22 protein-coding genes and 1 riboswitch are annotated in these 25,894 nt (G+C 53.1%); of the genes, 15 read left to right on the forward strand and 7 right to left on the reverse strand.

Annotation, left to right across the window (positions count from 1 at the left end; translation table 11 throughout):
• Positions 1 to 11: 11 nt before the first annotated feature.
• Positions 12 to 2,285, forward strand: a complete 2,274-nt coding sequence (locus ACQ66Q_RS13965) for a DUF5916 domain-containing protein (RefSeq protein ID WP_430457363.1) — start codon at positions 12 to 14, stop codon at positions 2,283 to 2,285.
• A 108-nt stretch (positions 2,286 to 2,393) separates the two neighbouring features.
• Here the strand turns inward: ACQ66Q_RS13965 and srmB are convergent, their stop codons facing one another.
• Entirely contained in the window at positions 2,394 to 3,650 is a 1,257-nt protein-coding gene (gene srmB, locus ACQ66Q_RS13970) for an ATP-dependent RNA helicase SrmB (RefSeq protein WP_430457364.1), read from the reverse strand.
• Positions 3,651 to 3,795: 145 nt separating this feature from the next.
• Between srmB and ACQ66Q_RS13975 the strand changes: the two genes are divergently transcribed.
• Both ACQ66Q_RS13975 and ACQ66Q_RS13980 read left to right on the forward strand, forming a co-directional pair.
• Positions 3,796 to 4,470 carry a tRNA1(Val) (adenine(37)-N6)-methyltransferase gene (locus tag ACQ66Q_RS13975; protein ID WP_430457365.1) on the forward strand — a complete coding sequence of 225 codons (675 nt, stop codon included), beginning with the start codon at positions 3,796 to 3,798 and terminating at the stop codon, positions 4,468 to 4,470.
• Positions 4,471 to 4,479: 9 nt separating this feature from the next.
• A complete protein-coding gene (locus tag ACQ66Q_RS13980; RefSeq protein WP_430457366.1) occupies positions 4,480 to 5,676 on the forward strand; it encodes a winged helix-turn-helix domain-containing protein in 1,197 nt (398 codons plus the stop codon).
• Between the two features lie 26 nt (positions 5,677 to 5,702).
• Here the strand turns inward: ACQ66Q_RS13980 and ACQ66Q_RS13985 are convergent, their stop codons facing one another.
• Both ACQ66Q_RS13985 and fldB read right to left on the reverse strand, forming a co-directional pair.
• On the reverse strand, positions 5,703 to 6,074 hold the full coding sequence (locus ACQ66Q_RS13985) for a DUF3718 domain-containing protein (protein WP_430457367.1): 372 nt from the start codon (positions 6,072 to 6,074) through the stop codon (positions 5,703 to 5,705).
• A 124-nt stretch (positions 6,075 to 6,198) separates the two neighbouring features.
• A riboswitch (cyclic di-GMP riboswitch) is annotated at positions 6,199 to 6,286 on the reverse strand.
• A 158-nt stretch (positions 6,287 to 6,444) separates the two neighbouring features.
• Complete coding sequence (fldB, locus tag ACQ66Q_RS13990) at positions 6,445 to 6,984, reverse strand: flavodoxin FldB (RefSeq protein ID WP_430457368.1); 540 nt, start codon at positions 6,982 to 6,984, stop codon at positions 6,445 to 6,447.
• A gap of 121 nt (positions 6,985 to 7,105) precedes the next feature.
• Between fldB and xerD the strand changes: the two genes are divergently transcribed.
• From xerD to ACQ66Q_RS14035, 9 genes are all read left to right on the forward strand, one after another.
• Positions 7,106 to 8,029 carry a site-specific tyrosine recombinase XerD gene (gene xerD, locus ACQ66Q_RS13995; protein ID WP_430457369.1) on the forward strand — a complete coding sequence of 308 codons (924 nt, stop codon included), beginning with the start codon at positions 7,106 to 7,108 and terminating at the stop codon, positions 8,027 to 8,029.
• 14 nt (positions 8,030 to 8,043) lie between these two features.
• On the forward strand, positions 8,044 to 8,775 hold the full coding sequence (dsbC, locus tag ACQ66Q_RS14000; protein WP_430457370.1) for a bifunctional protein-disulfide isomerase/oxidoreductase DsbC: 732 nt from the start codon (positions 8,044 to 8,046) through the stop codon (positions 8,773 to 8,775).
• A 5-nt stretch (positions 8,776 to 8,780) separates the two neighbouring features.
• The gene (recJ, locus tag ACQ66Q_RS14005; RefSeq protein WP_430457371.1) at positions 8,781 to 10,505 is read left to right on the forward strand and encodes a single-stranded-DNA-specific exonuclease RecJ; all 1,725 of its coding nucleotides are present in this window, start codon (positions 8,781 to 8,783) and stop codon (positions 10,503 to 10,505) included.
• A 109-nt stretch (positions 10,506 to 10,614) separates the two neighbouring features.
• Positions 10,615 to 11,713, forward strand: a protein-coding gene (gene prfB / locus ACQ66Q_RS14010) for a peptide chain release factor 2 (protein WP_430457372.1) whose coding sequence is annotated in 2 segments (ribosomal slippage) — positions 10,615 to 10,689 and positions 10,691 to 11,713 — 1,098 coding nt in all. Because the reading frame shifts where the segments join, the coding sequence is not laid out codon by codon here.
• A gap of 26 nt (positions 11,714 to 11,739) precedes the next feature.
• Positions 11,740 to 13,266: a lysine--tRNA ligase gene (gene lysS, locus ACQ66Q_RS14015; RefSeq protein ID WP_430457373.1), complete on the forward strand. Its 1,527-nt coding sequence runs from the start codon at positions 11,740 to 11,742 to the stop codon at positions 13,264 to 13,266.
• A 401-nt stretch (positions 13,267 to 13,667) separates the two neighbouring features.
• Complete coding sequence (locus tag ACQ66Q_RS14020; protein WP_430457374.1) at positions 13,668 to 15,953, forward strand: catecholate siderophore receptor Fiu; 2,286 nt, start codon at positions 13,668 to 13,670, stop codon at positions 15,951 to 15,953.
• A gap of 63 nt (positions 15,954 to 16,016) precedes the next feature.
• Positions 16,017 to 16,697: a Fe2+-dependent dioxygenase gene (locus ACQ66Q_RS14025; protein ID WP_430457375.1), complete on the forward strand. Its 681-nt coding sequence runs from the start codon at positions 16,017 to 16,019 to the stop codon at positions 16,695 to 16,697.
• 106 nt (positions 16,698 to 16,803) lie between these two features.
• Positions 16,804 to 17,685 (forward strand): ABC transporter ATP-binding protein, encoded by an 882-nt coding sequence (locus ACQ66Q_RS14030; protein WP_430457376.1) that lies wholly within the window; start codon positions 16,804 to 16,806, stop codon positions 17,683 to 17,685.
• A 10-nt stretch (positions 17,686 to 17,695) separates the two neighbouring features.
• On the forward strand, positions 17,696 to 21,253 hold the full coding sequence (locus ACQ66Q_RS14035) for a M1 family aminopeptidase (protein ID WP_430457377.1): 3,558 nt from the start codon (positions 17,696 to 17,698) through the stop codon (positions 21,251 to 21,253).
• A gap of 101 nt (positions 21,254 to 21,354) precedes the next feature.
• On the opposite strand, the gene ACQ66Q_RS14040 is transcribed toward ACQ66Q_RS14035, so the two are convergent.
• The 4 genes from ACQ66Q_RS14040 to ygfZ form a co-directional block, all read right to left on the reverse strand.
• Positions 21,355 to 21,852 carry a CreA family protein gene (locus ACQ66Q_RS14040; protein ID WP_430457378.1) on the reverse strand — a complete coding sequence of 166 codons (498 nt, stop codon included), beginning with the start codon at positions 21,850 to 21,852 and terminating at the stop codon, positions 21,355 to 21,357.
• Positions 21,853 to 21,945: 93 nt separating this feature from the next.
• Positions 21,946 to 22,977 (reverse strand): DUF2804 domain-containing protein, encoded by a 1,032-nt coding sequence (locus ACQ66Q_RS14045; RefSeq protein WP_430457379.1) that lies wholly within the window; start codon positions 22,975 to 22,977, stop codon positions 21,946 to 21,948.
• Positions 22,978 to 23,127: 150 nt separating this feature from the next.
• Positions 23,128 to 23,616: an FKBP-type peptidyl-prolyl cis-trans isomerase gene (locus tag ACQ66Q_RS14050; protein ID WP_430457380.1), complete on the reverse strand. Its 489-nt coding sequence runs from the start codon at positions 23,614 to 23,616 to the stop codon at positions 23,128 to 23,130.
• 7 nt (positions 23,617 to 23,623) lie between these two features.
• Positions 23,624 to 24,661 (reverse strand): tRNA-modifying protein YgfZ, encoded by a 1,038-nt coding sequence (ygfZ, locus tag ACQ66Q_RS14055; protein WP_430457381.1) that lies wholly within the window; start codon positions 24,659 to 24,661, stop codon positions 23,624 to 23,626.
• A gap of 82 nt (positions 24,662 to 24,743) precedes the next feature.
• Between ygfZ and ACQ66Q_RS14060 the strand changes: the two genes are divergently transcribed.
• The 3 genes from ACQ66Q_RS14060 to ACQ66Q_RS14070 are packed head-to-tail and all read left to right on the forward strand — an operon-like array spanning position 24,744 to position 25,841.
• Positions 24,744 to 24,995 (forward strand): succinate dehydrogenase assembly factor 2, encoded by a 252-nt coding sequence (locus ACQ66Q_RS14060; RefSeq protein ID WP_208931633.1) that lies wholly within the window; start codon positions 24,744 to 24,746, stop codon positions 24,993 to 24,995.
• Between the two features lie 3 nt (positions 24,996 to 24,998).
• Entirely contained in the window at positions 24,999 to 25,487 is a 489-nt protein-coding gene (locus ACQ66Q_RS14065; protein WP_430457382.1) for a hypothetical protein, read from the forward strand.
• Between the two features lie 60 nt (positions 25,488 to 25,547).
• On the forward strand, positions 25,548 to 25,841 hold the full coding sequence (locus tag ACQ66Q_RS14070; RefSeq protein WP_430457383.1) for a hypothetical protein: 294 nt from the start codon (positions 25,548 to 25,550) through the stop codon (positions 25,839 to 25,841).
• Positions 25,842 to 25,894: the final 53 nt, after the last annotated feature.

Here is a 25,894-nt window from a genome sequence, read left to right on the forward strand (position 1 = left end):
ATGGATGTTGCATGCCTGTGTTGAAATCCCCTTTATTTGCCTCGTTGCTGCTGCTTGCCGGCGCACCGGGAACGCTGTTCGCAGCCGAAGCGCTGTCGATCCCGCGCGTGGCGCCGGCCATTGTTATTGATGCGGATCTGAATGAGCCGCAGTGGCAACAAGCCCGCGAAATGCCGATTATTTATGACACCAAGCCTGGTGAAAACACGCCGGCGCCAGTAAGAACCATGGCGCGGGTGATGGAAGATGGTGAATATTTTTACATCAGCTTTGTCGCCGAAGATCCGGATCCAAGCCAAATTCGTGCTTATTACCGCGACCGCGACAAGATGTGGGATGACGACAGCGTCGGCATCAAACTCGACACTTACAATGACAATAAACTGGCTTATCAGTTTTTTATCAATGCCTTGGGTGTACAGGGCGATGCGATTGAAAATGAAATCACCAAGATGGAAAGCGACGCCTGGGACGGGATCTGGCAAAGTGCCGGTAAAATCACCGCGACCGGTTATCAGATTGAAGTTGCGATCCCGCTACGCCTGCTGAACTTTAACGACCGGCTCGACATGCAGCGCTGGAAGCTTGAGTTATTAAGATTTTATCCACGCGATGTGCGTCACCGTTTATCCACGAACAAAATTGAACGGGAAAATCCGTGCTGGATTTGCCAGATGCAGACCATTGAGGGTTTCAATGGCGCTCGTCAGGGCAATCATTTTACCTTAGTACCGTCTTTAGTGATGGGCGTGGAGCAACAACGTGAAGTACAGCCGCAGCACAACAGCGACTGGAAAAGCGAGCGGAATATCGAACCTAGCCTGGATCTGAAATGGGGCATCACGCCGGACATCAGCCTGAACGCCACGTTAAACCCGGATTTTTCGCAAATAGAAGCTGACGAAGCCCAAGTGTCGATGAACGATACTTTTGCGCTATTTTTTGACGAAAAACGGCCATTTTTCCTTGATAACGCCGATTATTTCAGCTCACCGCTGGATTTAGTCTATACCCGCAATGTGTCGTCGCCGGATGCTGGCCTGAAGTTAACCGGCCGCGTCGACCAGCAATCCTTTGCCATCTTTGCGGCCAATGATAAAGACACCACATTTATCTTGCCGGGCAATATCAGTTCAGATGTCGGTTATATCGATGCAAAAAGTGACAACGCGGTGCTGCGCTATCGGTTTGATCTGGACCCCAAATTATCGCTGGGTTGGATCAGCACACTCAGAAGCAGTGAGGATTACCACAACTACGTGCACGGCGTAGATCTGAAATATCAGGCCACTGCACAGGATAAAGTGATTGCTCAGTTGCTGCACAGTGACAGCGCCTATCCGCAGGCCTTGGCGGCACAGTTTGCAGGCGAAGCGAAGTTGCGCCTCGGTGACGATCTGTCTGGTGTTGGTCAATATCTGGCGTACGAGCATGAAAGCCGCAGCTTTGCCTGGTACAGCCGTTATCTGGGCTATAGCGCAGAATTTCGCGCCGATATGGGCTATATGCCACAGACCGACTGGACCAAACAGGTGCATGGTGCGTCGTATCAGTGGTTCTCCGATACATTGTGGTGGAACAATATTGAGCTGCGCGGCGACTGGGATATCAGCCACAGTCAGGCCGGTGAGCTGTTAGAAAAAGAAGCGGAAGCTGAATTGATCGTCCATGGCCCGCTGCAGTCTGAAGTCTCGTTGATGCTGACGGAACGCGACCGGGTTGGTAGCCGGCTTGATGGTAGTCGTCTGGTGGTCGACGCCAATACCCAGCTGTTTACCGAACAAACCATTGGTACTTTTGCTTTGGTGCAGCCGTGGTCCGGTGTTTATATCGAAGTGGAAACGGAAGTGGGCGACAAGCTGGATTTTCGCAATAACCGCTTAGGCGAAGGGCTCGAAATTGCACCTGAGATCCGCTGGAATGCCAATATCCATGCGCAGGTTGCGCTACGCCACACCTACCGTACGCTGGATGCTGATAACGCCGAAGTGTTCACCGCCAATCTGACCGACTTACGCCTGAGTTATCAGTTCTCGGTGCGCAGTTTCGTGCGTCTGGCGCTGATATATTCTGATATCACACAAAACCCGCTGAATAATCAGGGCGTTGTGACTGAACGTGAGAAAAACCTCGGCACGCAGTTGCTGTACAGCTACAAACTGAATCCACAGACCTTGTTTTTTGCCGGTTACAGCGATCATGCTTACAGCGATGATGAGATCCAACAGCTGACCCGGGACGACCGCTCGGTATTCCTCAAGTTCAGTTATGCCTGGATGTTGTAGTACAAGCTTAATGTTTTGAGCAGTAAAAAGCCGCGGATCCGCGGCTTTTCTTTTGAAGCGCCAGGCGAGGCGCATTGTGTTGAAATGACGTCGATAGCGGTATTTCGCCTATTTGGCTTTTGCTGCTTTTTTCAGTGCTTTTTTCTTCGCGACTGATTTTGGCTTTTTGGTTTTGGTCGAAGGTTTGGCTTCTTTGTGTTTTGGCCGCAAGCTTTCGATCACGCGACGTTTCAGCGCGGTCTCGGTGTAGCGTTCTACTTTACCGACCATATCAATGTCATGCGCCTCGACCAGAGAGATCGCGATGCCTTTTTTGCCGGCACGGCCGGTGCGGCCAATGCGGTGCACATACACATCAGCAGTGCGGGGCATATCAAAGTTGATCACATGGCTGATGTCATCGATATCAAGGCCACGCGCGGCAACGTCAGTCGCCAGCAGGATCCGCACCAAGCCTTTGCTGAAACGTGAGACCGCGAGCAGGCGTTTATCCTGCGGCATTTCGCCTTGTAACCAGCAGGTTTTTAAACCGACAGATTCCAGCTGGCCGGCGAGGCTGGCCAGCCGTTCGCGGGTTTTGATAAACACAATCACTTTGGTCATTTCGGGCTGTTGCAACAAATGCGTCAACAGAGCGAGCTTATGCTCGGCGTCATCGGCCAGATGGATCCATTGCTGGATCTTGGCTTTTTCCCGGCGCGGCGACTCGGCTTCAACGGTGACCGGCTCTTTCAGGGCGCGTTTGGCAAAACGTTCAATCGCCACGCCTTCCAGCGTCGCAGAGAACAACATGGTCTGGCGGCGGCGTTTGGCGTCACTAATGATGCGATCCATCTCGGCAACAAAGCCCATATCGAGCATGCGGTCGGCTTCGTCGAGGATCAACACTTCCACTTCGTCGGCCTGGAAGCTTTCTTCGTTCATATACTCGATCAGCCGGCCCGGCGTCGCGACCAGAATATCGTTATTTTTTTCCAGCGTATCTTTGTGGCTGCCATAGTTGATGCCACCAGTGATCACACCGCAATTGAGCGTGGTGTGTTTGGTCAGAATTTGTAGTTGTTCAAAGATCTGAAAGGCCAGTTCGCGGGTTGGCGTCATGATCAGAGCGCGGGCAAAACCCGGTTCGCGGCGCGGGAAATCAATCAGGTATTGCAGGGCTGGCAATAAAAACGCCAGCGTTTTGCCGGTCCCGGTTGGAGCACTGGCCAGAATGTCGCGGCCTTCAAGGCCAACCGGAATTGCCTGTTGCTGAATGGTAGTTGGTTTTTCAAAACCAGCTTCAGTTAAAGCGCGGGCCAGCGCTGGGTCCAGATCAAAATCAGCAAAACGGAGGATCTCATCCGGGCTCGTCAGGTCAGTCACAGTCAAATACCTTCTGGGTTAACTTAGGCGGAGCGACGCTGTACTGACAGCGGAGGCATCCGTTACACTGCAGTTTTTCGCGCGGGGCGCTATGGCTGCAGGCTTTCGTTGTAAACAATTTTTTGTATCACATCAGCACTGTGCGATGAAAGTCGGCACAGATGCATTGCTGTTGGGTGCCTGGTCGTCAGTGCCAGCCACCGGGGATTGCCTCGATATTGGCTGTGGCAGTGGCGTGCTGAGCCTGATGCTGGCGCAGCGTACGGGACCAAAGCAACTGATCGACGCGGTAGAACTGGATGCCGCCGCAGCGGCAGAAGCCCGGCAAAATGCAGCGGCCAGTCCCTGGTCCAGTCGGATCCGGGTGATCGAACGGGATATTTTAACCTATCCCGGCAGCGCTGACCACTTGGCAGCGCGTGGCTATCAGCAGATCCTGTCAAATCCGCCGTATTTCACTGCGGCTTTAACCAATCCGGACCGGCAAAAACAGCTGGCCCGGCACAATGACCAGCTGCCTTTTGCCGGATTATTACAAACTGCGGCAAAACTGCTGGCAACATCAGGTCGGTTCAGCCTGATTTTACCGACTGAAGAAGCAGGCCGGCTGCTCGCGTTAGCGCTCGGCACAGACTGGCATTTATTGCGGCTGCAACAAGTTCGCAGCCAGCCGGATAAAGCGCCATCACGGACGCTGCTGGAGCTTGGGCGCCACCCGACGGCGACTGCGCATATGCCGGAGTTGCTGATCCGCGATCAGCAAGGGCAATATAGTCCGGCTTATCGCCAGTTGCTGGCGGATTTTTACCTGAACTTTTAAGGGATCCTGATGACCACTGCATTACCGCTCGCCCACCCGGAATTATTGCAGTTGTTGCTGGCGCGACAGGGGCTGAGCAAACCGCTGGCTGGCCGCAGCGGTGTACTGCAAACCATCGAGCAGCTTGGTTATGTGCAGATTGATTCGATCAACGTGGTGGAACGGGCGCATCATCATGTGTTGTTTAACCGGGTCAAAAATTACCAGCCGCAGTGGCTGGATGAGTTGCTGCAGCAAAAACAGATTTTTGAATACTGGTCCCACGCAGCGGCTTTTTTACCAATGCGCGATTTCCGTTTTAGCCTGTATCGCAAAGCCCAATTGCAACAAGGGCAAAAACACTGGTTTGCGCCGGATCATCAGCAGATGCGCGAAGTGCGGGCGCGGATCCGCGCTGAAGGGCCGTTAAAAGCGGCAGATTTTGCCAAAACCAATGAAGCCAGTGGCCCCTGGTGGGACTGGCAACCGGCCAAAAAAGCGCTGGAACAGCTGTTTATGCAAGGCGAGTTGATGGTGGTGCGGCGCGAACGTTTTCAAAAAGTGCTGGATCTGACTGAGCGGGTGTTGCCGACAGGCGTTGATTGCCGCGTGCCGGATGAACAGGAATATGCCGGTCATCTGATTGAGCGTTTTTTGCAGTCACATGCGGTCGGCACTGCCGCACAAATCAGCTATCTGCGACCCGGTATGAAAGCGCCGGTGACGCAACTGCTCAAGGAGTTGACGCATAGTGGAGTGTTACAGTGCTTTCAGTTTCAGGGGCAGACATATTATGGTCAGGTGGGAGAGTGGCCAATCCCTTCGAGAGCGACAGCGGTTTATCTGCTAAACCCCTTTGATAACATCCTAATCCAGCGTCAGCGCCTGCAGCATTGGTTCGGTGCTGATTATCAGCTGGAGGTGTATGTCCCGGCGGAAAAACGCCAGTTTGGTTATTACAGCTTGCCGATCTTTTATGGTGCGGCTTATGCGGGACTGGTCGATGTGAAAGCGCAGCGTATTGAGCAACACTTATTGTTGCAGCATTTGCAGCTGGACAAGCAATGGCTTGGCAAAAGCCGTTTCTGTCAGCAGTTTGCCGAAGCACTGCTGGCTTATGCTCGCTTTAATGGTTGTACTGAAGTGGTCTTGGTACGGGCAGAAAGTCAATTAACCGATTGGTTTAACAAAGAAATCAGCCCGCGACTGCGACACAGTGCGGGCTGATCTTCTGCGCTAAAATGGCGGTGCTGTTAGCTGGCGCTGCGTGCTTTGATCGTTTCGATGATTGGTGATGCAGCAAAACCATTGCTTTGCGCCCACTCCACGTCACCTGATTTAGACACTTGGCTGCCTGGCAGCTGTTTGACAATAAATTCTGCAGCATCAGCGGCATTGTGTTTAATAGCGAAACGGATCATCGGCAGACCGTCACACTGAATGCCGTCATAGACGTTTTTGATGCGGATTTTGCTGTCAGATAAAGTCTTGCGGATGCTGTTTTTATCGTTTGCGGCGACATAAGCACACAGAGATTGTGCGATTTGGTCATCAGCACTGGCTGGAGCGATTGCGAACAGTGGGCTTACTACAACAGCAATTAAAGTCAGTGTCTTGAAATTCATCGTTAACTCCGGTGCCAACAGGCATAGCTAAAGTCTGGGGGGATTCGATGAAAGGCAAGCAGAGAGTCTGCAAAGATACAAAAGCGCGCTGGCATTTTGTTGATCTTCATCCCGGTGATGGTGGGATGGCAGCCCGGCTGTCGTAGGTATCACTACCCTTAGACCCGAAGCTTTGCGCGAGCAGTCTTTCAACTGTCTTGCCTTTCGATTGCGCGCATTCTATGCAGAGAAAATTGTTGGCGCAAGGGTTATTTTAACATTTGTGCACTTTTTTCGGTCAATATTGCGTTGAGTTGAATCAGGCAGTTAGCGGTTTTTTGCGTAAAAAACCAACTGCGCTGCGGCTTGCAGCAGAGCGGTGCCAGTCGGTTTAGCCCAGCTCAGTCAGCTCACTGACCAGTTGCGCGGTCCAGCGTAGTAGCCGCTCGTCGGTTTGGTCATATTGATTTTCGTCATCCAGCGCGAGGCCGACAAACCATTCACCGTCCGGTGTCACTGCTTTCGATTTGTCAAACTGATAACCTTCAGTCGACCAGAAGCCGATGCGCTGGCAGTCCTGGTCGGCGATGGCATCACTGAGCATGCCCATCGCATCAACAAACCATTCAGTGTAGCCAATCTGGTCGCCCATACCATAAATCGCCACGATTTTACCGCTCAAATCGACGCCGCTGATGTCATCCCAGTGCGCTTCCCAGTCTTCCTGTAACTCGCCGAAATCCCAGGTGGAGATCCCTAGGATCAACACGTCATACGCTTGCATCTGCACGAGCGGCTGCTGTTTGATATTGTGCAGTGATACACTGCTGCCAACAGGCAGTGCCGGATCTGACTCCAGCAGTACTTTTAGTTTTTCGGCGGTCATTTCGGTGTAACAGGTGGTAGAACCGTAGAATATGGCAATGTTCATCTTTCAAACCCTGAGTCGAAGCTATGGCAGCACAAGTGTCCGGCGATCTGACGGTCGGCAGCAAGGCGGCGATTGTAGCAGAGCTGGCATCTGCACCCAAGTGCAGTCGGGAGCGCTTTAAATGGTGGATGCCCGTAAAAAAGTCCGGCTGCTAAGTGACGCCGTGGAAGCGCAGATCAGCCAGTTTCTCGATGATCTGTGGCTCAGTGATGGCGTCAGCCGCCATACGCTCAGTGCCTACGGCACTGATTTGCGTCAGTTTGCTTTGTTTACCGAGCAACAAGGTCAGTTGATTACACAGGCGGACAGCGCGCTGCTGGAATTATATCTGGCCACGCGGTATGACCGGGGCTTGTCGCCTCGCAGCACGGCACGGGCGCTCAGCAGTCTTAGGCGGTTTTTTCAGACGCTGCATCAGCGCGGCGTCATTGCGCAGAATCCTCTATCCGGCGTCTTAAATCCAAAATTAGGGCAGCCGCTGCCGAAGTCTTTGTCGGAAGCGGACGTCACTGCGCTGCTGGCGGCGCCGGACCTCAACGAGGCGATCCAGTTTCGCGACAAGGTGATGCTGGAGGTGCTGTATGCCTCAGGTTTACGGGTAACGGAGCTGGTCAGCCTGACGTTGCATCAGGTCAATCCGCGGCAGGGCGTATTACGGGTGTTTGGCAAAGGATCGAAAGAACGGCTGGTGCCGTTTGGTGAAGAAGCCGCCGAATGGCTGCAACGTTATCTGGCACATGGCCGGCCGTTATTGCTGAGCGAACCTTCGGATGTATTGTTTCCGAGTCAACGAGGTGTACAAATGACGCGACAGACGTTCTGGCACCGGATTAAGTTTTATGCCAAAGTGGCCGGCATCAGCGCAGAGTTATCACCGCACACGCTGCGGCATGCTTTTGCGACGCACCTGTTGAACCATGGTGCAGATCTGCGCGTCGTACAGCTGTTACTGGGTCACAGTGACCTGTCGACAACGCAGATTTACACCCATGTCGCGCAGCTGCGGTTACAACAGTTACATCAGACACATCATCCGCGTGGATGACCAAGGAATTTGCTATGAAAAAAATCATCGCCGCTTTATGTCTGGCATTCCCGGCGGCGCCGATTGTCGCGGCCACTACCGCCGTGCCGGCTGCGTTACAGGCTGATCAACAATTACAGCAACGCATGGCCGAAATAGGCATCAAACCAACGTCAGTGGCCAATGCGCCGGTGCCCGGTTTGCTGCAGGTGTTCACTGATCGTGGGCTGTTCTTCGCAAGCAGCGACGGCCAGTATTTGATTCAGGGCGAAGTATTTGATTTAAAAAATAAAGTACACGTCAACGAAGAAGTGATGAAGCCGATGCGGTTGGCTGGTGTTAACAAAATGACACCATCCGCCATTGAGTTTAAAGCGAAAAATGAGAAATTCGTCGTGACGGTATTCACCGACACGGACTGCGGTTATTGCCGCAAGCTGCACAGCGAGATGCAGGATTATCTGGATGCCGGCATCAGCATTCATTATCTGGCCTACCCGCGTGGTGGTGAAAATAGCCAGACGTTCAGTACGCTGGAATCGATCTGGTGCTCTAAAGACAAGCAGGGTGCAATGACAAAAGCCAAAGGCGGCAGCGATGTGTCGGTGGCGAAATGTGACAACAATGTCGCGGCGCAATATCACCTTGGTCAAAGCTTTGGCATCAACGGTACGCCAGCGATGGTGTTGCCGGATGGCTCGTTAATCCCAGGGTATCAACCAGCTGCTGCGCTGGCTGCGGCCCTGACTCAACTGGCGAAACGATAAGCCTGATGACCCTTGCCAAAACCCTGCAACAACGGCCGGTTCTGACACCGGCCGCTTTTTCTTTGCCGGTGCATCCGGTACTTCAGCGCCTGTATGCCCATCGCGGGATCAGCGATAACCACGAGTTAGCGCGTAGCGCACAACAACTGTTACCGTATCAGCTGTTAAAAGGCATGCCCGCAGCTGTGGCATTGCTGCTCGATGCGCGGGCAGCACAACAACGCATTTTGATCGTCGGCGATTTTGATGCCGACGGCGCCACCAGCACGGCCACTTTATTGGCTGGGTTGCGTGCGCTTGGCTTTGCTAATGTCGATTTTCTGGTGCCGAACCGCTTTGAATATGGTTATGGCCTGTCGGTCGAGATGGCCGAACTGGCGCTGCAGCATGGCGCCGAACTCATCGTCACCGTCGATAACGGTATCTCCGCCATCGAAGGTGTGGCACGCGCCAAGGCGGCTGGTGTGCGGGTGCTGGTCACTGATCACCATTTAGCTGGCCATGAACTGCCGGACGCCGACGCGATCGTGAACCCCAATCAGCCAGGCTGCGAGTTCCCCAGTAAAGCGCTGGCTGGTGTCGGTGTCGCGTTTTATCTTTTATTGGCGCTGCGCGCAGCACTGCGTGAGCAAGGTGCGTTTACTGCGATGGCAGAACCTAACCTGGCCGAATTGTTGGATTTAGTCGCACTCGGCACCGTCGCCGACGTGGTTCCGCTTGATCACAACAACCGCATTCTGGTGCATCAGGGGTTGCAGCGCATTCGCAGCGGCAAAGTCCGCCCCGGCATTCAGGCTCTGATTGATGTGGCGAACCGCAAAGCAGCCAAGCTGACGGCGCAGGATTTTGGTTTTGCGCTGGCTCCGCGCTTAAATGCTGCCGGGCGGCTGGATGATATGTCGATTGGCATCGCCTGTTTGTTATCGCCTGATATCAATAATGCGCGACGGCTGGCGGCCGAGCTCGATAGCCTCAATCTGGAACGGCGCGAAATCGAGCAGGGCATGCAAACCGAAGCGATGGCTGCGCTCAGCCGCCTATCGTTAAAAAGTACTGATTTGCCGTCCTGTCTGTGCCTGTACCAGCACGACTGGCATCAGGGCGTGATTGGGATTCTGGCCGGCCGCGTTAAAGAAGCCTGGCACCGACCGGTGATCGCTTTTGCCCGTGGCGACAATGGCGAACTAAAAGGCTCGGCGCGTTCCGTTGCCGGTGTGCATATGCGCGATTTGCTCGAAGCGGTGTCGACTGCTGAACCGGGTTTGATTAAAAAGTTCGGCGGTCATGCGATGGCTGCCGGCCTCACCATCGCCGAAGCGCAGTTTGACGTGTTTGTGCAGGCTTTAAGCAAGCAGGCCAGCCGTTTTATCCAGCCGGAACATTTAACTGCAGTGGTCTACAGTGACGGTGAATTACAGCCGCAGGAACTGGATATTGGCCTCGCGCAGCTGTTGCAAAATGCGGGTCCCTGGGGCCAGGCGTTTCCGGAGCCGGTGTTTCATGGCCGCTTTAAGCTGGTGCAACAACGCTTACTCGCCGAAAAACATCTGAAAATGATGTTACAGGGCGCAGACGGCAAGCTGTTTGATGCGATTTGGTTTAATGCTGATATCAAAAGCTGGCCCAACCCGCAAATTCAGCAAGTCGAACTGGCGTATCAGTTGGATATCAATGAGTTCCGTGATCAGCAGAATCTACAGTTGCTGGTGCGGCATCTGTGGCCGGCCTGAACCAGCTCTTTGTCACAACAACAGCCATCCGGAAAGCCGCAAAAGGCTGCACCTGCCGCCGAAATTTTGCTACAATCGGCGCCTATTTTTTCAGGCGCCTTGCAAAATCATGTTTGAAGTCAATCCAGTTTATAACAGTATCAAAGACTTAGCTGAACGCACTAACGTGCTTCGGGGGTATCTTTGACTACGATGCAAAGAAAGAAAAGTTAGAGGAAGTCTCGCGCGAGCTTGAAGACTCTGCGGTCTGGAACAATCCGGAAAAAGCGCAGGCGCTCGGCAAAGAACGTTCCGCACTGGAGCAAATCGTCAGCACCATCGATAAACTGGATCAAGGCCTGGAAGATGTGGCCGGTCTGGTTGAGCTGGCGGTCGAAGCCGAAGACGAAGATACTTTTGTTGAAGCGCAGACTGAACTGGCTGACCTCGAAGCCCAGTTAGCTAAACTGGAGTTTCGCCGGATGTTCTCCGGTAAACATGATCCGGACAACTGCTTCCTCGATATTCAATCCGGTTCCGGCGGTACTGAAGCACAGGACTGGGCCAGCATGCTGATGCGGATGTATCTGCGCTGGGGTGAAGCCAAAGGCTTTAACCCGGAACTGTACGAAGTTACTGACGGTGACGTCGCCGGCATCAAAGGCTGTACCATCAAATTTACCGGCGAATACGCCTACGGCTGGTTACGCACCGAAACCGGCGTACATCGTCTGGTACGTAAAAGCCCATTCGATTCCGGCAACCGCCGTCATACCTCTTTTGCTTCGGTGTTTGTGTCGCCGGAGATCGACGACGACATCGAAATCGAAATCAATCCGTCCGACCTGCGCATCGATACTTATCGGGCCTCAGGCGCCGGTGGTCAGCACGTTAACAGAACCGACTCTGCGGTGCGGATCACGCACTTACCGACCAACATTGTGGTGCAGTGTCAAAATGACCGTTCGCAGCATAAAAACCGCGACAACGCCTTTAAGCAATTACGCGCCAAACTCTATGAGTTTGAATTGCAAAAACAAAATGCCGAAAAACAAGCACTGGAAGACACCAAGTCGGATATCGGCTGGGGCAGTCAGATCCGCTCTTACGTGCTGGACGATTCGCGCATCAAAGACTTGCGTACCGGCGTTGAAACGCGCAATACCCAGTCTGTGCTGGACGGGGATTTGGACAAATTTATCGAAGCCAGCTTAAAAGCCGGTTTGTAATTTTCGCTTAAAATCAGGAACTTAACATGTCTGAACAGAACAATCCGATTGAAGAACATCAGGACGTCAATAAGCTGATCGCCGAGCGGAAACATAAGCTGGCGGGGCTGCGTGAACAGGGCAATCCATTCCCGAATGATTTCCGCCGTGATGCTACTTCAGACCAGATCCTGGCGCAGTATGAGCATCTGAGCAAAGAAGAACTGGAAGAGCAAAAAATCCGCGTGACTGTGGCCGGCCGCATGATGCTGCGCCGCATCATGGGCAAAGCCAGCTTCACCACCATTCAGGACGTTGGTGGCAAAATTCAGCTGTATGTCGCACGCGACAGTCTGGCGGAAAATGTCTACAACGAAGGCTTCAAAAAGTGGGACTTAGGCGACATCGTCGGTGGCAGCGGCACGCTGTTCAAAACTCAGACCGGCGAACTGACCGTATGGCTCGATGAGATCCGTTTACTGACCAAAGCGCTGCGGCCGTTACCAGATAAATTCCACGGTTTAACCGACCAGGAAGCCTGTTACCGTCAGCGTTATCTGGACCTCATCGTCAACGACCAGTCACGCAAGACCTTCTTAATCCGTTCAAAAACAGTGGCCTACATTCGCCAGTTTTTTAACAGCAAAGGCTTCTTAGAAGTTGAAACCCCAATGTTGCAAAGCATCCCGGGAGGCGCTTCAGCCCGTCCGTTTGAGACGCACCACAATGCGCTTGACATGCAAATGTTCCTGCGGATTGCGCCAGAGCTGTATTTAAAACGGCTGGTAGTCGGTGGCTTTGAAAAAGTATTTGAGCTGAACCGTAACTTCCGTAACGAAGGCGTATCGACGCGGCACAACCCGGAATTCACCATGCTGGAATTCTACTGGGCTTATGCCGATTTCAATGATTTGATGGACCTGACCGAGGAACTATTCCGTGGTTTGGCGCAGTCGGTGCTGGGTACCACGGAAGTGCCATATCAGGGCCATATCTTCGACTTCGGCAAGCCATTTGCGCGCATGTCAGTGACTGAATCTATCCTGCACTACAACCCTGAAGTGAAGCTGGAGCAGCTCACCACGCGTGAAGCGGTAGCGACACTGGCGAAGTCATTAGGCATCGAAGTGAAAGCCAACTACGGTCACGGCCGGATCCTGATGGAAGTGTTTGATGAGCTGGTCGAAACCAAGCTGTTACAACCGACTTTCATCACTGAATACCCAGCCGAGATTTCGCCACTGGCGCGCCGTAACGACGACAATCCAGAGATCACCGACCGCTTTGAATTCTTCATCGGTGGCCGTGAACTGGGTAACGGCTTTAGCGAGTTGAACGACGCCGAAGATCAGGCTGAACGGTTCCGTGAGCAAGTGGCACAAAAAGAAGCCGGTGACGACGAAGCCATGTACTACGACGAAGATTTCGTCACTGCACTGGAACACGGTTTACCACCAACCGCAGGCCAAGGCATCGGCATCGACCGTCTGGTGATGTTACTGGCCGACGCGCCAAGCATCCGCGACGTGATCCTGTTCCCGCATATGCGTCATACCGATAAACACGGCAGCTAAGCTGTTGATGTGATGAAAAAAACCACCTGCGGGTGGTTTTTTTGTATGTGTTATCCGCAAGGCGTTTCGGTATGTGCCAGTTGCGGACGTTGATATTGTGTAGGGGTAGGGCTTGTCCCTACCCGCAGTCCGAGAAATTCGGGTAGGCGCAAGGCCTACCCCTACAGATCATTGAACATCCGTAGGGTGGCACCAAACGAAGTACGGCGCACCGGTTATCGTATTTCTGCAATTCGCTCATAGCTGGCTATACAACGTCTGAACAAAACCAAGGACAAGCGCAAGTCTAACAATAAAATACGAATAGGAGTAATTCCTATTTGCAAATGAGAATAGATCTCGATAACATGTCGCCCGAAAACTACAGAAGCCGTACCGGCTGTATTAAAAGGGACCTGACGATGTCATTTATTCACTCGAAAAAACATAACCAACCTTATCCGGCAGCTTTGGCCTCTGCACTGCTGCTGGCGATGCCAGCCGCCTACGCGCAGGACACTGGTAAGCTGGCCGAAGTAGAAGTAAAAGGCAGCGCGATTTCAACTGAACTGATCGCCGAAAAGGCCAGCTCCGCCAAGCAGGTGAAGCCGTTGCTCGATACACCACAGACGATTGTCGTGCTGAAAAAAGAACTGTTCCAGCAACAGCAAGCCAACACTTTGTCAGAAACCCTGCGCAACACGCCGGGCATTACCATGCTGATGGGGGAGAATGGCAACACCGCAACCGGTGATTCGATTTTTATGCGTGGTTTTGATACGCAAAGCAGTATCTATGTGGATGGCATCCGCGATTTGGGCACTATCAGCCGCGATACTTTTAACACTGAACAAGTGGAAATCGCTAAAGGCCCGGCCGGCGTGGATAACGGCCGCGGTGCGTCGTCTGGTTATATCAATATGAGCAGCAAAGCGGCGACGTTGGATAGCTTTATCACCGGCAACGCCACCATCGGTTCAGGGTCACACAAACGTGTCAGTGCTGACGTGAATCAGACGCTGGCGATCGACAACGCGGCCATCCGCGTCAACTTATTACGTCAGGACAGCGGTGTCGCCGGGCGTGACGTCGTTGAAAACAATATCACCGGTATTGCTACTTCTCTGGCGTTTGGCTTAAACACTGAAACCCGCACCACACTGAATCTGTTGCATGTGCAGCAGGACAATATCCCGGACGGCGGCGTACCAACCATTGGTCTGGAAGGCTTCTACAGTCAGGCGATTGCCACCGCATTCCCGAACAATACGGCACCAGCTTTTGGCAAAGTAGAGCGGGAGAGTTTTTACGGTAGCAAAAACGACTTTGACCACGTCGTTGCCGATATGCTGACGCTGCGTATTGAACACGATTTTGCCGACAACGTGAAGCTGCAAAATACCAGTCGTTATGGCGTGTCGTCGCAGGACTATGTGCTGACCGGCATCAATACCGGTAATGGCATCACAGTGCCGGCAGCGACGAAAACCGACCTGAACAGCTGGACAGTGAACCGTAACCGCCAGGGCAAAGACCAGCAAAACCAGCTGTTGATTAACCAGACCAACCTGAATGCCACGCTGCAACAAGGTGCGCTGACGCACAATATTGCATCTGGCATCGAATTCAGCTTTGAAAGTCAGCTGAACTACACGCTGGGTCTGCCGACCGGCACGACGCAGGTCAACGCCAATCTGTATAACCCATCGACCGCAGACGTGTTTGGATTACCAGTTCGCACCGGCGCCAAAACCGACGGCAATACCAGTACTGCCGCGTTATATATGCTCGATACCATTGATTTGAATGCGCAGTGGCAAGTTAGCGCCGGCCTGCGTGCCGAACACTACAACACCGATACAAACCTTATAACCGTGCAAGCGGCTGCTACACCACAGACCGTCCCGGTCGGGACGTTGGTCGGTTCGGAGGCGCGTAAATCAGACAATTTGCTCAGCTACAAAGTGGGGACCACCTATAAACCAACCGAAGATGGCTCGGTTTATCTGTCGTATGCCACGTCGCAATTGCCACCAGGCGGCACCAACTTCTCGCTGAGCACTGCGGCAACCAATCAGAATAACCCAATGCTGGATCCGCAAAAAGGCACCAACCTGGAACTCGGGACCAAGTGGCAGTTACTGGACAAAAACCTGTTTGCTACCGCAGCCTTGTTTGAAACGGTCAACAAAAATGAACTGGTGCGCGATGACCTGAACACTTATGTGCCGGTCGGCGAAAAAACCGTACGCGGTCTGGAACTGGCGCTGGTCGGCTCTCCATTACAGAACTTTGAACTGAATGCCGGTATCGCGCTGATGAATCCGAAAATCACCCGCGGCGCTTTATATAGCGGCGCACCGACTGATGGCGGTGTGATCCAGTGGACGCCAAAAACTACCTTTACAGTGTGGGGGACTTACACACTGGAAAAACTGAAACTGGGCGGCGGGGCGCGTTACATGGATTCTGTAGCCCGTTCGAATACCACTAACCTGGTGGCGGCCACGAGCTCAATGTTGGAAGTGCCGGACTACTGGGTCGTGGATGCGATGGCGACCTATGAGGTGAACCCGACCGTCACTGTGCAGTTCAACCTGTATAACCTGCTGGACGAAGAATACGTGCAGTCACTGAATAACGGCGGCGGCCGTTATCATCAGGGCGCACCACGTTCGGCTAAGCTGGGCGTGAATGTTGCGTTTTGATCCGACCGAAGGTAAATAGAACATAGGCAGCCCGTTGGGCTGCCTTTTCCATTGAGGTGCTTGATGTTATTACATATTCCCGCAGTTCTGACCAAAGCTGAAGTGGCCGAGTTTCGCCGTTTGCTAGCACATAGTGACTGGACCGATGGCCGGGCCACAGTGGGGCCACAGGGGGCGCAAGTCAAACATAACCGCCAGTTACCGGTCGACAGCCCGCTGGCGCGCGAGCTGGGCGCATTGATTTTGCAGCGCTTGTATCAACACCCGCAGTTTCTGTCGGCCGCGTTGCCGCTTCGTACTGTACCGCCATTGTTTAACGCTTACAGCGGTGGCGAGCATTATGGGCTGCATGTCGATGGCGCCGTGCGAATTTTACCGAGCAGTACTTTGAGTTTACGCACCGACGTCTCGTCGACCTTGTTTTTGTCGGAACCGGACGAATACGACGGCGGCGAGCTGCAAGTCATCGACACTTACGGCGAACATCAGGTCAAACTGCCGGCCGGCGATTTGATTTTGTATCCGTCGACCAGCCTGCATCAGGTACTGCCGGTCACCCGCGGTGAACGGGTTTGCAGCTTTTTCTGGAGCCAGAGCCAAATCCGCGACGACGCCAAACGCGCCTTGTTGTATTCGCTCGATCAGCAAATCCAAAGCCTGCGTCAGCAATTAGGTGATAGCAGCGAAGTGCTGGCGCTGACCGGGCACTATCACAACTTGGTCCGGATGTGGGCTGAGCTTTAAATCGGCGCTGAAATTTTCGACACACTTTGTAAAGGTATTTCACTGGGCGTCGGTCACGCCCTTTGGCATGCTGTGCTGGTCTTACTTCGCCAGGAACAGAGCGACCATGCTAAAAATTACAAATTTATCCAAAACTTACGATAACGGCGTCAAAGCGCTGCAAGATGTTAGTCTGACTATTCCCAAAGGGATGTATGGACTGCTGGGCCCAAATGGCGCCGGTAAATCCAGCCTGATGCGCACGATTGCGACCTTACAGGCGGCCGACAGCGGTAGCATTCAGTTTGGCAATATTGATGTGTTAAAAGACCCGAACGCCTTGCGCCAGACGCTGGGGTATTTGCCGCAGGACTTTCAGGTCTATCCGCGTATCAGTGCTTTTGATTTGCTGGAACATCTGGCGGTTTTAAAAGGCCTGAATGAGAAAAAATCCCGCCGTGAAACCGTGGAAACGCTGCTGGCGCACACCAACTTGTATCAGCACAAAGACAAAGCAGTCAGCAGTTTTTCCGGCGGCATGCGTCAGCGTTTTGGTATTGCGCAGGCGCTATTGGGCGACCCGCAGCTACTGATTGTCGATGAACCGACAGCAGGCCTTGACCCGGAAGAACGCAACCGCTTCCACAACCTGTTAGTTAGTCTTGGCGAAGACAAAGTGATTATTCTGTCGACGCATATCGTGGATGACGTGGCCGAACTGTGTCCGCAAATGGCAGTGCTGGCGGGCGGGCAAATCCTGCTGACTGGCAATCCGCTGACCTTAGTCGATGAGTTACAGGGCCAGGTCTGGACCAAAACCGTCAGCCAGGCCGAAGCTCTGGAGTTAGAGCAACAATTGCCGGTGATCTCGAAGCGTCTGTTTGCCGGTCGCACTGTGCTGAATGTGTTTGCTATCAGCCAACCTGCAGGCTTCAGTCCATGCGCGGCCAATCTGGAAGACGTGTATTTCTCTTGTTTGCATCAGGCGCGTCAGCGCCAGTCTGCGTGAGGACATCACCATGTTTTTGCAGATGATTCGGTTTGAATGGCGCTATTATCAGCGTCAGCCGTCGTTTTATGTCACGTCATTGCTGTTTTTCCTGCTGGCGTTTTTTGCCACGGCGTCGGACAACGTGCAAATTGGCGGCGGCGGCGAGATTTGGGGCAATGGACCTTTTGCCATTACCCGGACTATCACCACCATGCTGATTTTTTCGATGTTTCTGGTGGTGAATTTTGTCAGCAGCACGGCGCTGCGTAATCACACCAGCATGATGGAAGAGTTGGTCTGTACCAAGCCGGTGCCGCCATTGTCATACCAGTTAGGCCGCTTTGTTGGCGCTTATCTGGTGTTAGTGACGGTGTTTGCCATGGTACCGCTTGGCACTTTGCTGGGCTCTTTAATGCCTTGGGTCGACCAGGCGCGTTTTGGCCCGACAGTGCTCAGTTATTATGTTGATGCTTATCTGATTTTCGCGCTGCCGTCGCTGTTTGTGTTGTCAGCCCTGTTCTACACCATCGCCAGTAAGTTCAAATCAATGCAGGCCATGTATCTGGTGGCTGTGGTGGTGTTTGTGCTGTATCTGGTCGCCGGCAGTTTTGGGCAATCACCGGAATACCGCACCATCGCCGCTTTACTGGACCCATTTGGCTTACGCTCTTTTGCGGATGTGTCGCGGTACTGGACTATTGTCGAGAAGAATACGCTCAGTGTTAGTTTCAGCGGCGTACTGCTGCAGAACCGGCTGTTATGGCTGGCGGTGGGCGTCGTGCTGCTGGCGCTGTTCGGCGGTTTGTTCAAGCCACTGGCGCTGACACCGAAAGCGCGTGCCGGCAAAGTGAAAGCCGGGAAAGCTGTGCCGGAGTTTGCGATTAGTGCTTTGCAGACCAAAGCGCAACAACCATCTGCACTGGCGCAATTCTGGACGCGGCTGCGTTTTGAGTTAAAACAGGTGGTGTTCAGCGCGCCGTTTTTTATTTTACTGGTGATTTGTATCTTTAACTTGCTGGCGCCTTTATTCGCACCGCAGCGTTTTTACGGCACTGCTGATTGGCCGTTGACGCAAACCATGATTGAACTGGTGACAGAGTCCAGTGGTTTATTGCTGGTCCTGATCCTGACTTATTACTGTGCAGAAGTGGTCTGGCGTGAACGCACCCAGGGGATCGGCGACATTATTGACGCGACGCCGGTGGCCAATATGGTGCTGTGGTTGTCGAAGCTGATGGCCGTCAGTGCCGCCATGTTGTTGATGTACTTTGCTTTTACCCTGACAACAATCAGTTATCAGTTGATCAAAGGTTTTGACGACCTGGATTTGCTGCAATACCTGATACGGCTGGGGTATTTCAACTTTCTGCCCTTTATGCTGACCGTGGTGCTGGCGTTCCTGATCCAGGTGTTAAGCCCAAACAAATATGTCGGTATGGGCGTATTTGTCGTGTATTTCATCCTGACTCAGGTGCTGGATGCCTGGGGCTTTAACCACCGCATGTGGCATTTTGCCGCGTCACCGGCGGCACCATTTTCCGATCTGAACCGCTTTGGCTGGACGTTAGAGAGCCATAGCTGGTACATGCTGTATTGGGGCGGGCTCACTGCCATCTTGTTTGTACTGGGGTTTGGTATGTTCCAGCGCGGGCCGGCGCAAAGCCTGGCGGTGCGTTATCAGCAGTTGCGGTATCAGATTGGTGCAGGTGGTCAGGCGGTAATTTTGCTCGGCAGCCTGGTCTTTGTCAGTACCGGTGGCTGGATTTACTACAACACCCGCGTGCTGAATCAATATGACACTGCGGAACAGCAGATGGATTTGCAGGCGGATTATGAAAAAGCTTACAAAGCCGGTGCTGATGATCCAATCCTGGTTGCCACCAAAGTTGAAGCTTTTGTCGATATTTATCCGGTTGCACGGCGCGTCGATGCCCGGGTCGAACAGACACTGATCAATAAATTCGATAAACCGGTCACGAAGATGTTAGTGAACTGGCCGAAATACACCCGCAGCATGGAGATCATTGCGCCAGGGGCGAGTTTAGGTCCGCGTGATAGCCGACTGGGTACGGCGTGGCTGGAATTCAGTGCGCCGGTACAACCGGGGCAAACAATCGATATGACCTTCGTGCTGAGCCGCACTAACCCAGGGTTCCAGGATGGCGATGTCGATGTCGCAGTGGTTGAAAACGGCACCTTTATCAATAACATGGAACTGTTGCCGCAGTTTGGCTACAACGCCGGATTTGAATTGCAGGAGCGGCATGAACGCAGTAAACGCGGTCTGGAACCGGTGCAGCGGGCGCATAAACTGGAAGACAGCAGCCGCTATACAGAGAGTGGTTTTGGCCGCGCCGAAGATTTTATTCAGTTCAGCGCCACGGTCTCGACTGCGGTGGATCAAACCGCGCTGGCGCCGGGTTATCTGAAGAAACAGTGGCAGCAGGATGGTCGTCAATACTTCCGCTATGAAATGAATGCACCGATGTTTAATTTCTACTCGTTCCTGTCGGCACGGTTGGCGGTGAAGAAGCAGGATTATCAGGGCGTGTCACTGGAGGTGTATTACCATCCTTCGCATCACTGGAACGTCGACCGGATGATGTTATCGATGCAGGACTCGCTGGATTATTTCAACAAAGCGTTTTCGCCGTATCAGCACCAACAGATGCGGATCATCGAGTTCCCGGGCTATCGCGATTTTGCTCAATCCTTTGCCAATACAGTGCCGTATTCCGAAGGCATTGGTTTTATCAATGATTTGCGCAATGAAGACAGCATCGACATGCCGTATTACGTCACGGCGCACGAAATGGCGCACCAGTGGTGGGGCCATCAGGTTGGCAGCGCCAACGTGCAGGGTAGCGCCGTGATCCCGGAAACACTGGCGCAATACAGCGCGCTCAGAGTGATGGAAACCAAATATGGCCAGGCCAAGTTACGTCAGTTCCTGAAATATGAGCTGGACCGTTATTTACGTGGCCGCACCGATGAAAAAGTCGCTGAAGAACCGCTGCTGCGTGCTGAAGGGCAAGGCTATATCCATTATCGCAAAGGCTCCATTGTGATGATGGCGATCAAAGACCGGATTGGTGTAGAGCGGCTCGACGCGAACTTGCAGGCGTTTTTGCAAGAGTTCCAATACAAACAAAACCCGTATCCAACTACGCTGGATCTGCTGCGCCACTTAACCACCGGCGTCAGCAGCGAAGACAAAGCCTTTATCGAACAGCAATTTATGCAAATTACTTTGTATGATTTACGGCTGCTTGAGGTGCAGAAAACCGAATTGCCGGACGGCCAACTGCAACTGGACTTAACCATTCAGGCCGCCAGACTCAGTGCAGATGGCAAAGGTACCGAAACCGAACAGCCGCTGGATGAAGACATCGATATCGGCGCGTTCAGCGCAGATCCGGATGAATTCTCTGCCGATAACCAGCTGTTATATTTACAAAAACACCGGCTGAAATCCGGTAAACAGCAAGTTCGGGTTGTAGTGCCCAAAAGTACCACCTACATTGGCGTCGACCCGCTAATCAAACTGATTGACCGCGACGCGGTAGATAACATCCGCAAGCTCTAACGGATGATGACAACAAGAAACCCGCCAGCTGGCGGGTTTCTTGTTTCAGGGAGTGACTGAGCAAACGGGTCAAATGGTTGTCGGTTCTGGCGCGAGACCGATCATTTGACCGTTTTAGCGGCTTGTTGCTGAGCTTCCAGCTCTTGCCAGGCTTTGCTGCCCCACAGCGGCACTGTGGTCAGTGAGTGTTTGTCGCTGCCGGCACTTTCTTTGGTCGAATAAGACAGATAGATCAGCGTTCTGTTGTCAGCATCAAAAATCCGTCTGATCTTCAGATGTTTAAACAGGATGCTTTTTGATGCGGTGAAAACCACTTCGCCGGATTTGGATTTATCAATTTTACTCAACATCGAGGCTGTGATTTCGCCGGTCTGGCGGCAGGCAATGGACATATCAGACGGATCAGCCAGCGACAAATCGGCTTCAACATGGCTGATATGGCAGGTGACACCTGGGATCGCCGGGTCGTTAAAAGTCTGAATTTTAATGTCTTTGGTGGTAAAAAGCCCGAGGCTGACGTCGCCGACTTCTTTTGGTGAACAGGCGGTCAACGCGGATAAGGTCAGCGCAGCAGCAAGCAGGCGCGGGTAAAAATTCATAGTCACTCCTTTTTATGAACAGTATTTTTTATCTCTTCTGGCCAGGCCAAGCCGGTTATCCCGGGGTATTGAATATTTGCAACGGGCTGCGATTTACCACTTGGCATAGTGATCTTCGGCCAGACCCAGGCAATGCTGCAGTTGTAGTTCCCGGCCATCGCGTAAGCGCACTGTACCACTGTAATGTCCGACATATTGGCGGAAATTACTGGCAAGGATTCCAAGCTGCAGTTTTTCCTGCCGGCAAAAATCGGCAGTGAAAGTTAAATCGACTTCGCCACATAATGTCGTCACGCGCCATGGCGTGTTTTGACCGCGGGCAAATTCAAACCGGGCAGGGCTTAAATGCTGGATCTCGCCGTCATACCACAAGGCATTTTCAGTGAGACCAGTCTCATTGACACCAGCCGCCAGATTCAGACCAAAAGCCTGGCCTTGCAGCATGGTGTTGATCGAGCTCCAGCGCCAGCTGGTTTCACGGCGCATAAAGCCGGCGGAAAAATCGATGCCGCCGCGGGCGCTCTGCACATCAAGCGTTTGTCCGTCTAACCGTAAGCTGCCGCTGACACGCAGCGCGTTGTTTTTTTCGGTATAAGTCCAGCCGTTGTAGCCGGTTGGCGCCGCAAGGGCTAATGGTCGTTGCTGGTCAAAATGCAGTGTTAAATCGGCATCTAAGCCACTGGCCTGACAGCGTAATGTCCAATTTTCCACAGCGCAGTTAATTTGCCAGTGTTTTTGGCCTTTGCCCATGCTAGCCAAACCTTGCTGCGGCGACGCGCTTAACTGACAGCCAAAGCCAAGCGGCGCCAGCAGCGCAAATTCGCGCACTGGTTGATTGTTTTGATACAGATAAGCAAAACCGGAACAAACATAACGTACATCGGCAATCGCGACGGCGAGCAGCCAGTCGGGGCCGCTGATACAAACAAACTGAAACTGTTTATAGGCAAAATGCTGCGCCAAGCGGCTGACCGGTTTGTCCATCACCGAATGCAGTCTGAACGCGGCAACGTTCAGGTTGGCAACAGAAGCGTCAAACAGGCCTTGCTGTAGCTTGCCATGTTGGTCAATCAGCGTCGCTGGGGCAGGGCTGATAATGGGCTGGTAACTCAAAGACGGCGACATCGGCTTTATCCGGCAGTGATGATGTCTGGTTTATAACAGTTTCTTCTGGTCTGACCAAGCGGGGCAGCGCTGGGATTTTGTGCTGCAGGTATTTGCAGGAATGGGCAGGAAGATAGCGGGCCGCCGGGAACCGGCCGCCCGCCGGATCGATTAGTCGTGACCGGAGTGACCGTCCATGCCATGCGCATGACCGTGTGCCAGTTCATCAGCGGTGGCATCGCGCACCACCAAGACTTCGACTTCAAACGTCAAATCAATACCTGACAGCGGGTGATTACCATCAACAACCACTTCGTCTTCGGTCACATCCAGTACAATCACGGATTGCTCGTGACCATCCGGACCGGCAGCGCGAAAACGCATACCGACGGCAACATCCATACCTTCAAACAGGGCACGTGGTACGGCCTGTGTCAGCTCATCGTGACGCTCGCCATAAGCATCGGCAGCCGCGATCGCAACTGTGAATTTATCACCGGCCTGTTTGCCAGTCAGTGCTTGTTCCAGACCGCTGATCAATGAACCAGTGCCGTGAATAAACACTAAAGGCTCGGCGCCAAAAGAGCTGTCGAGTTCGTTGCCATTGGCATCGCTGACGCTGTAGTGCATGGCGACGACTTTGTTGTGTTGAATAGTCATGAGGACCTCAGGGGGTGATTGAATAAGGTAAAGGTTGTAATTGTAAGCTGACATCCGGCTCTGTCGCCAGCCGGAAATGGTCGGTTGGGCTGATATCATTCGGTAATACGGCCAGCAACTGCAGCTGACCCTGAATGTTCACCGCGTTCACGACCACGCCGCTGCGCCGCCAGTTCTGCTCCAGTTGGATCTCAAGATCGGTGCCGGCCACCGGCGTATGCTCGGTGTTAGCCTGCAGCAGATACATCGCGCGTTTATTTTTGCCAAGGTACTTCATCCGTGCCACCATTTCCTGGCCCATATAGCAGCCTTTGGTGAAGCTGATGGCATCCAAAGCCTGCAGATTCAGCTGCTGCGGCACATATTCGCCGAGCAAGGGTTGCTCCAGATAAGGGATACCGTGGGCGATATGTTGCGCCAACCAGCGGGTGGGTGCAGCCATGAAAGCCTGCTGCTGTTGCCACAGGGCTTTGGCTTCATCAATGGCTAAAACCAGCAAAAAGTGATCGGCGGCCAGACCTAATAAGTATCCACCTGCCACTGTGAGTTGCTGGCCAATGGCCGGTTGCGGGTAACCCAGCTTGCTGAGTAAGGCTGCACTGTCGGCACCGCCGATGCCAAACACAGCATATTGGTCCTGCACTTCAGTGAAGCTGATTTTGGCAAAGACCCCATATTTTTTCAGTTGCAGCAGTGAGGCCTGCAGTTCGTCACGAAATGCCAGCCACAGTAAATCATCGCCGGCTTGCAGTAAGTGGAAGGTGCTCCACATCTTGCCTTTGGCGTCACAGTGTGCGCCACGCAGGAAACGTTCAGCACTGATTTGTGCCACATCACAGGTGACTTGGCCCTGCAGAAATTTTTGTTGATCGGCCCCGCTGATTTTCAGTAAATGAAATGCAGGCAGCGGGCTGATAAAGGCCGAAGACAGATTATTTGACAGCTGAGCCAGTTGCTCAGCACTCATCCAGAAACTTTGCATAAAACCGCCGGGCTCCCGACCAAAACCGTTCACAATGGCCAGATCATTGGGTGTTCCCGGCAAAAGCACAACCCCTGGCCGGATTTTTTGTTAGAATTTGGCTTCGGGCTGCACCGCAGTTCAACGCAGTAAATACAGGAATGTTATGACCACATTGATGATTAAACCAAGATTACGCTGGGCCTGCCGTCGTGGCATGCTCGAGCTGGATGTGTTACTGGCACCGTTTGTTGAACACGGTTATGACGCCCTGACTGAGCCGGAAAAACACATTTTTGAGCGATTGCTGGCCTGTGACGATCCAGACCTGTTTGCCTGGTTTATGGGCCATGCGCAAGCGCCGGATCCACAGCTACAGGCGCTGGTACAAGTGATCCTGAATCGGGTTCGGGTGTAACCAATGCAATGCCGGCAACTGGTGGTGCAGAGTTCAGCCTGGCCGCGCCGGCTAAGCTGGCTGACGGTGTTGCTGGCACTCTGGTTTGCCTGGTCTGGTGCAGGCTGGTATATATCAACAGCAGCCCCCTGGTGGTTGCAATGCGGTTGGCTGCCGGTGTTTTATCTGTTGGCTGCTTCAACTGAGGCGGAGAAAGACTTGGTACTGAAGCTGGAACCCGCATTACAGCTGCGCCGTTATAGAACCGCAGAGCCGCCGGTGCTGCAGCCCAGCGGTGGACAGTTGTTAGCACAGAGTTTGATTTGCTGGCTCGGGGTCTGGTTGGTCTGGCAGACAGCGGACGGCCAAATCAAGCGATGCTGGTTATTTCGTGACGCCTTTTCAGAAAGCGGTTTTCGCACGCTGGCCCGCACTCTTTGCCAGTTGCGTTGGCAGCAACGGCAATTGCAAGCAGCATCTGAGCTGCGCGGACTCTCACAATGGTTGCGTTAATCGCTGTGTGGGATCTGCAATGTACTACCGCGTTTTTTATTTTCCGAGCAAGGAGCTCCTATGAGTTTTGTTGAACTGGTCGGTTACATACCGGCGATTATTTTTCCGGTTGCGACCTTAATGCAGCTGTTTCATCTGCTCCGCACCAAAGAGTCTGCCGGTGTTCCGGCGTTGACCTGGGCCGCTTTTGCGATTGGTAACATCAGTCTGTATATCTATGCGGAAAAATATCTTGAGTTGCAGTCTATCCTTGGTCAACTGGCGACTGCGGCGCTGCAGATTTACGTCGTGATGCTAATTCTGAAATACCGGAAAAAGCCGGCGCTAGCTGCTAACAGCACTACGCCTGAATAGGCATTGGGACCACAACAAAAAGCCGGAACTGAGTTCCGGCTTTTTGCTGCAAC

Source organism: Rheinheimera sp., from assembly GCF_965283995.1.
Taxonomy (GTDB): Bacteria; Pseudomonadota; Gammaproteobacteria; order Enterobacterales; family Alteromonadaceae; genus Pararheinheimera.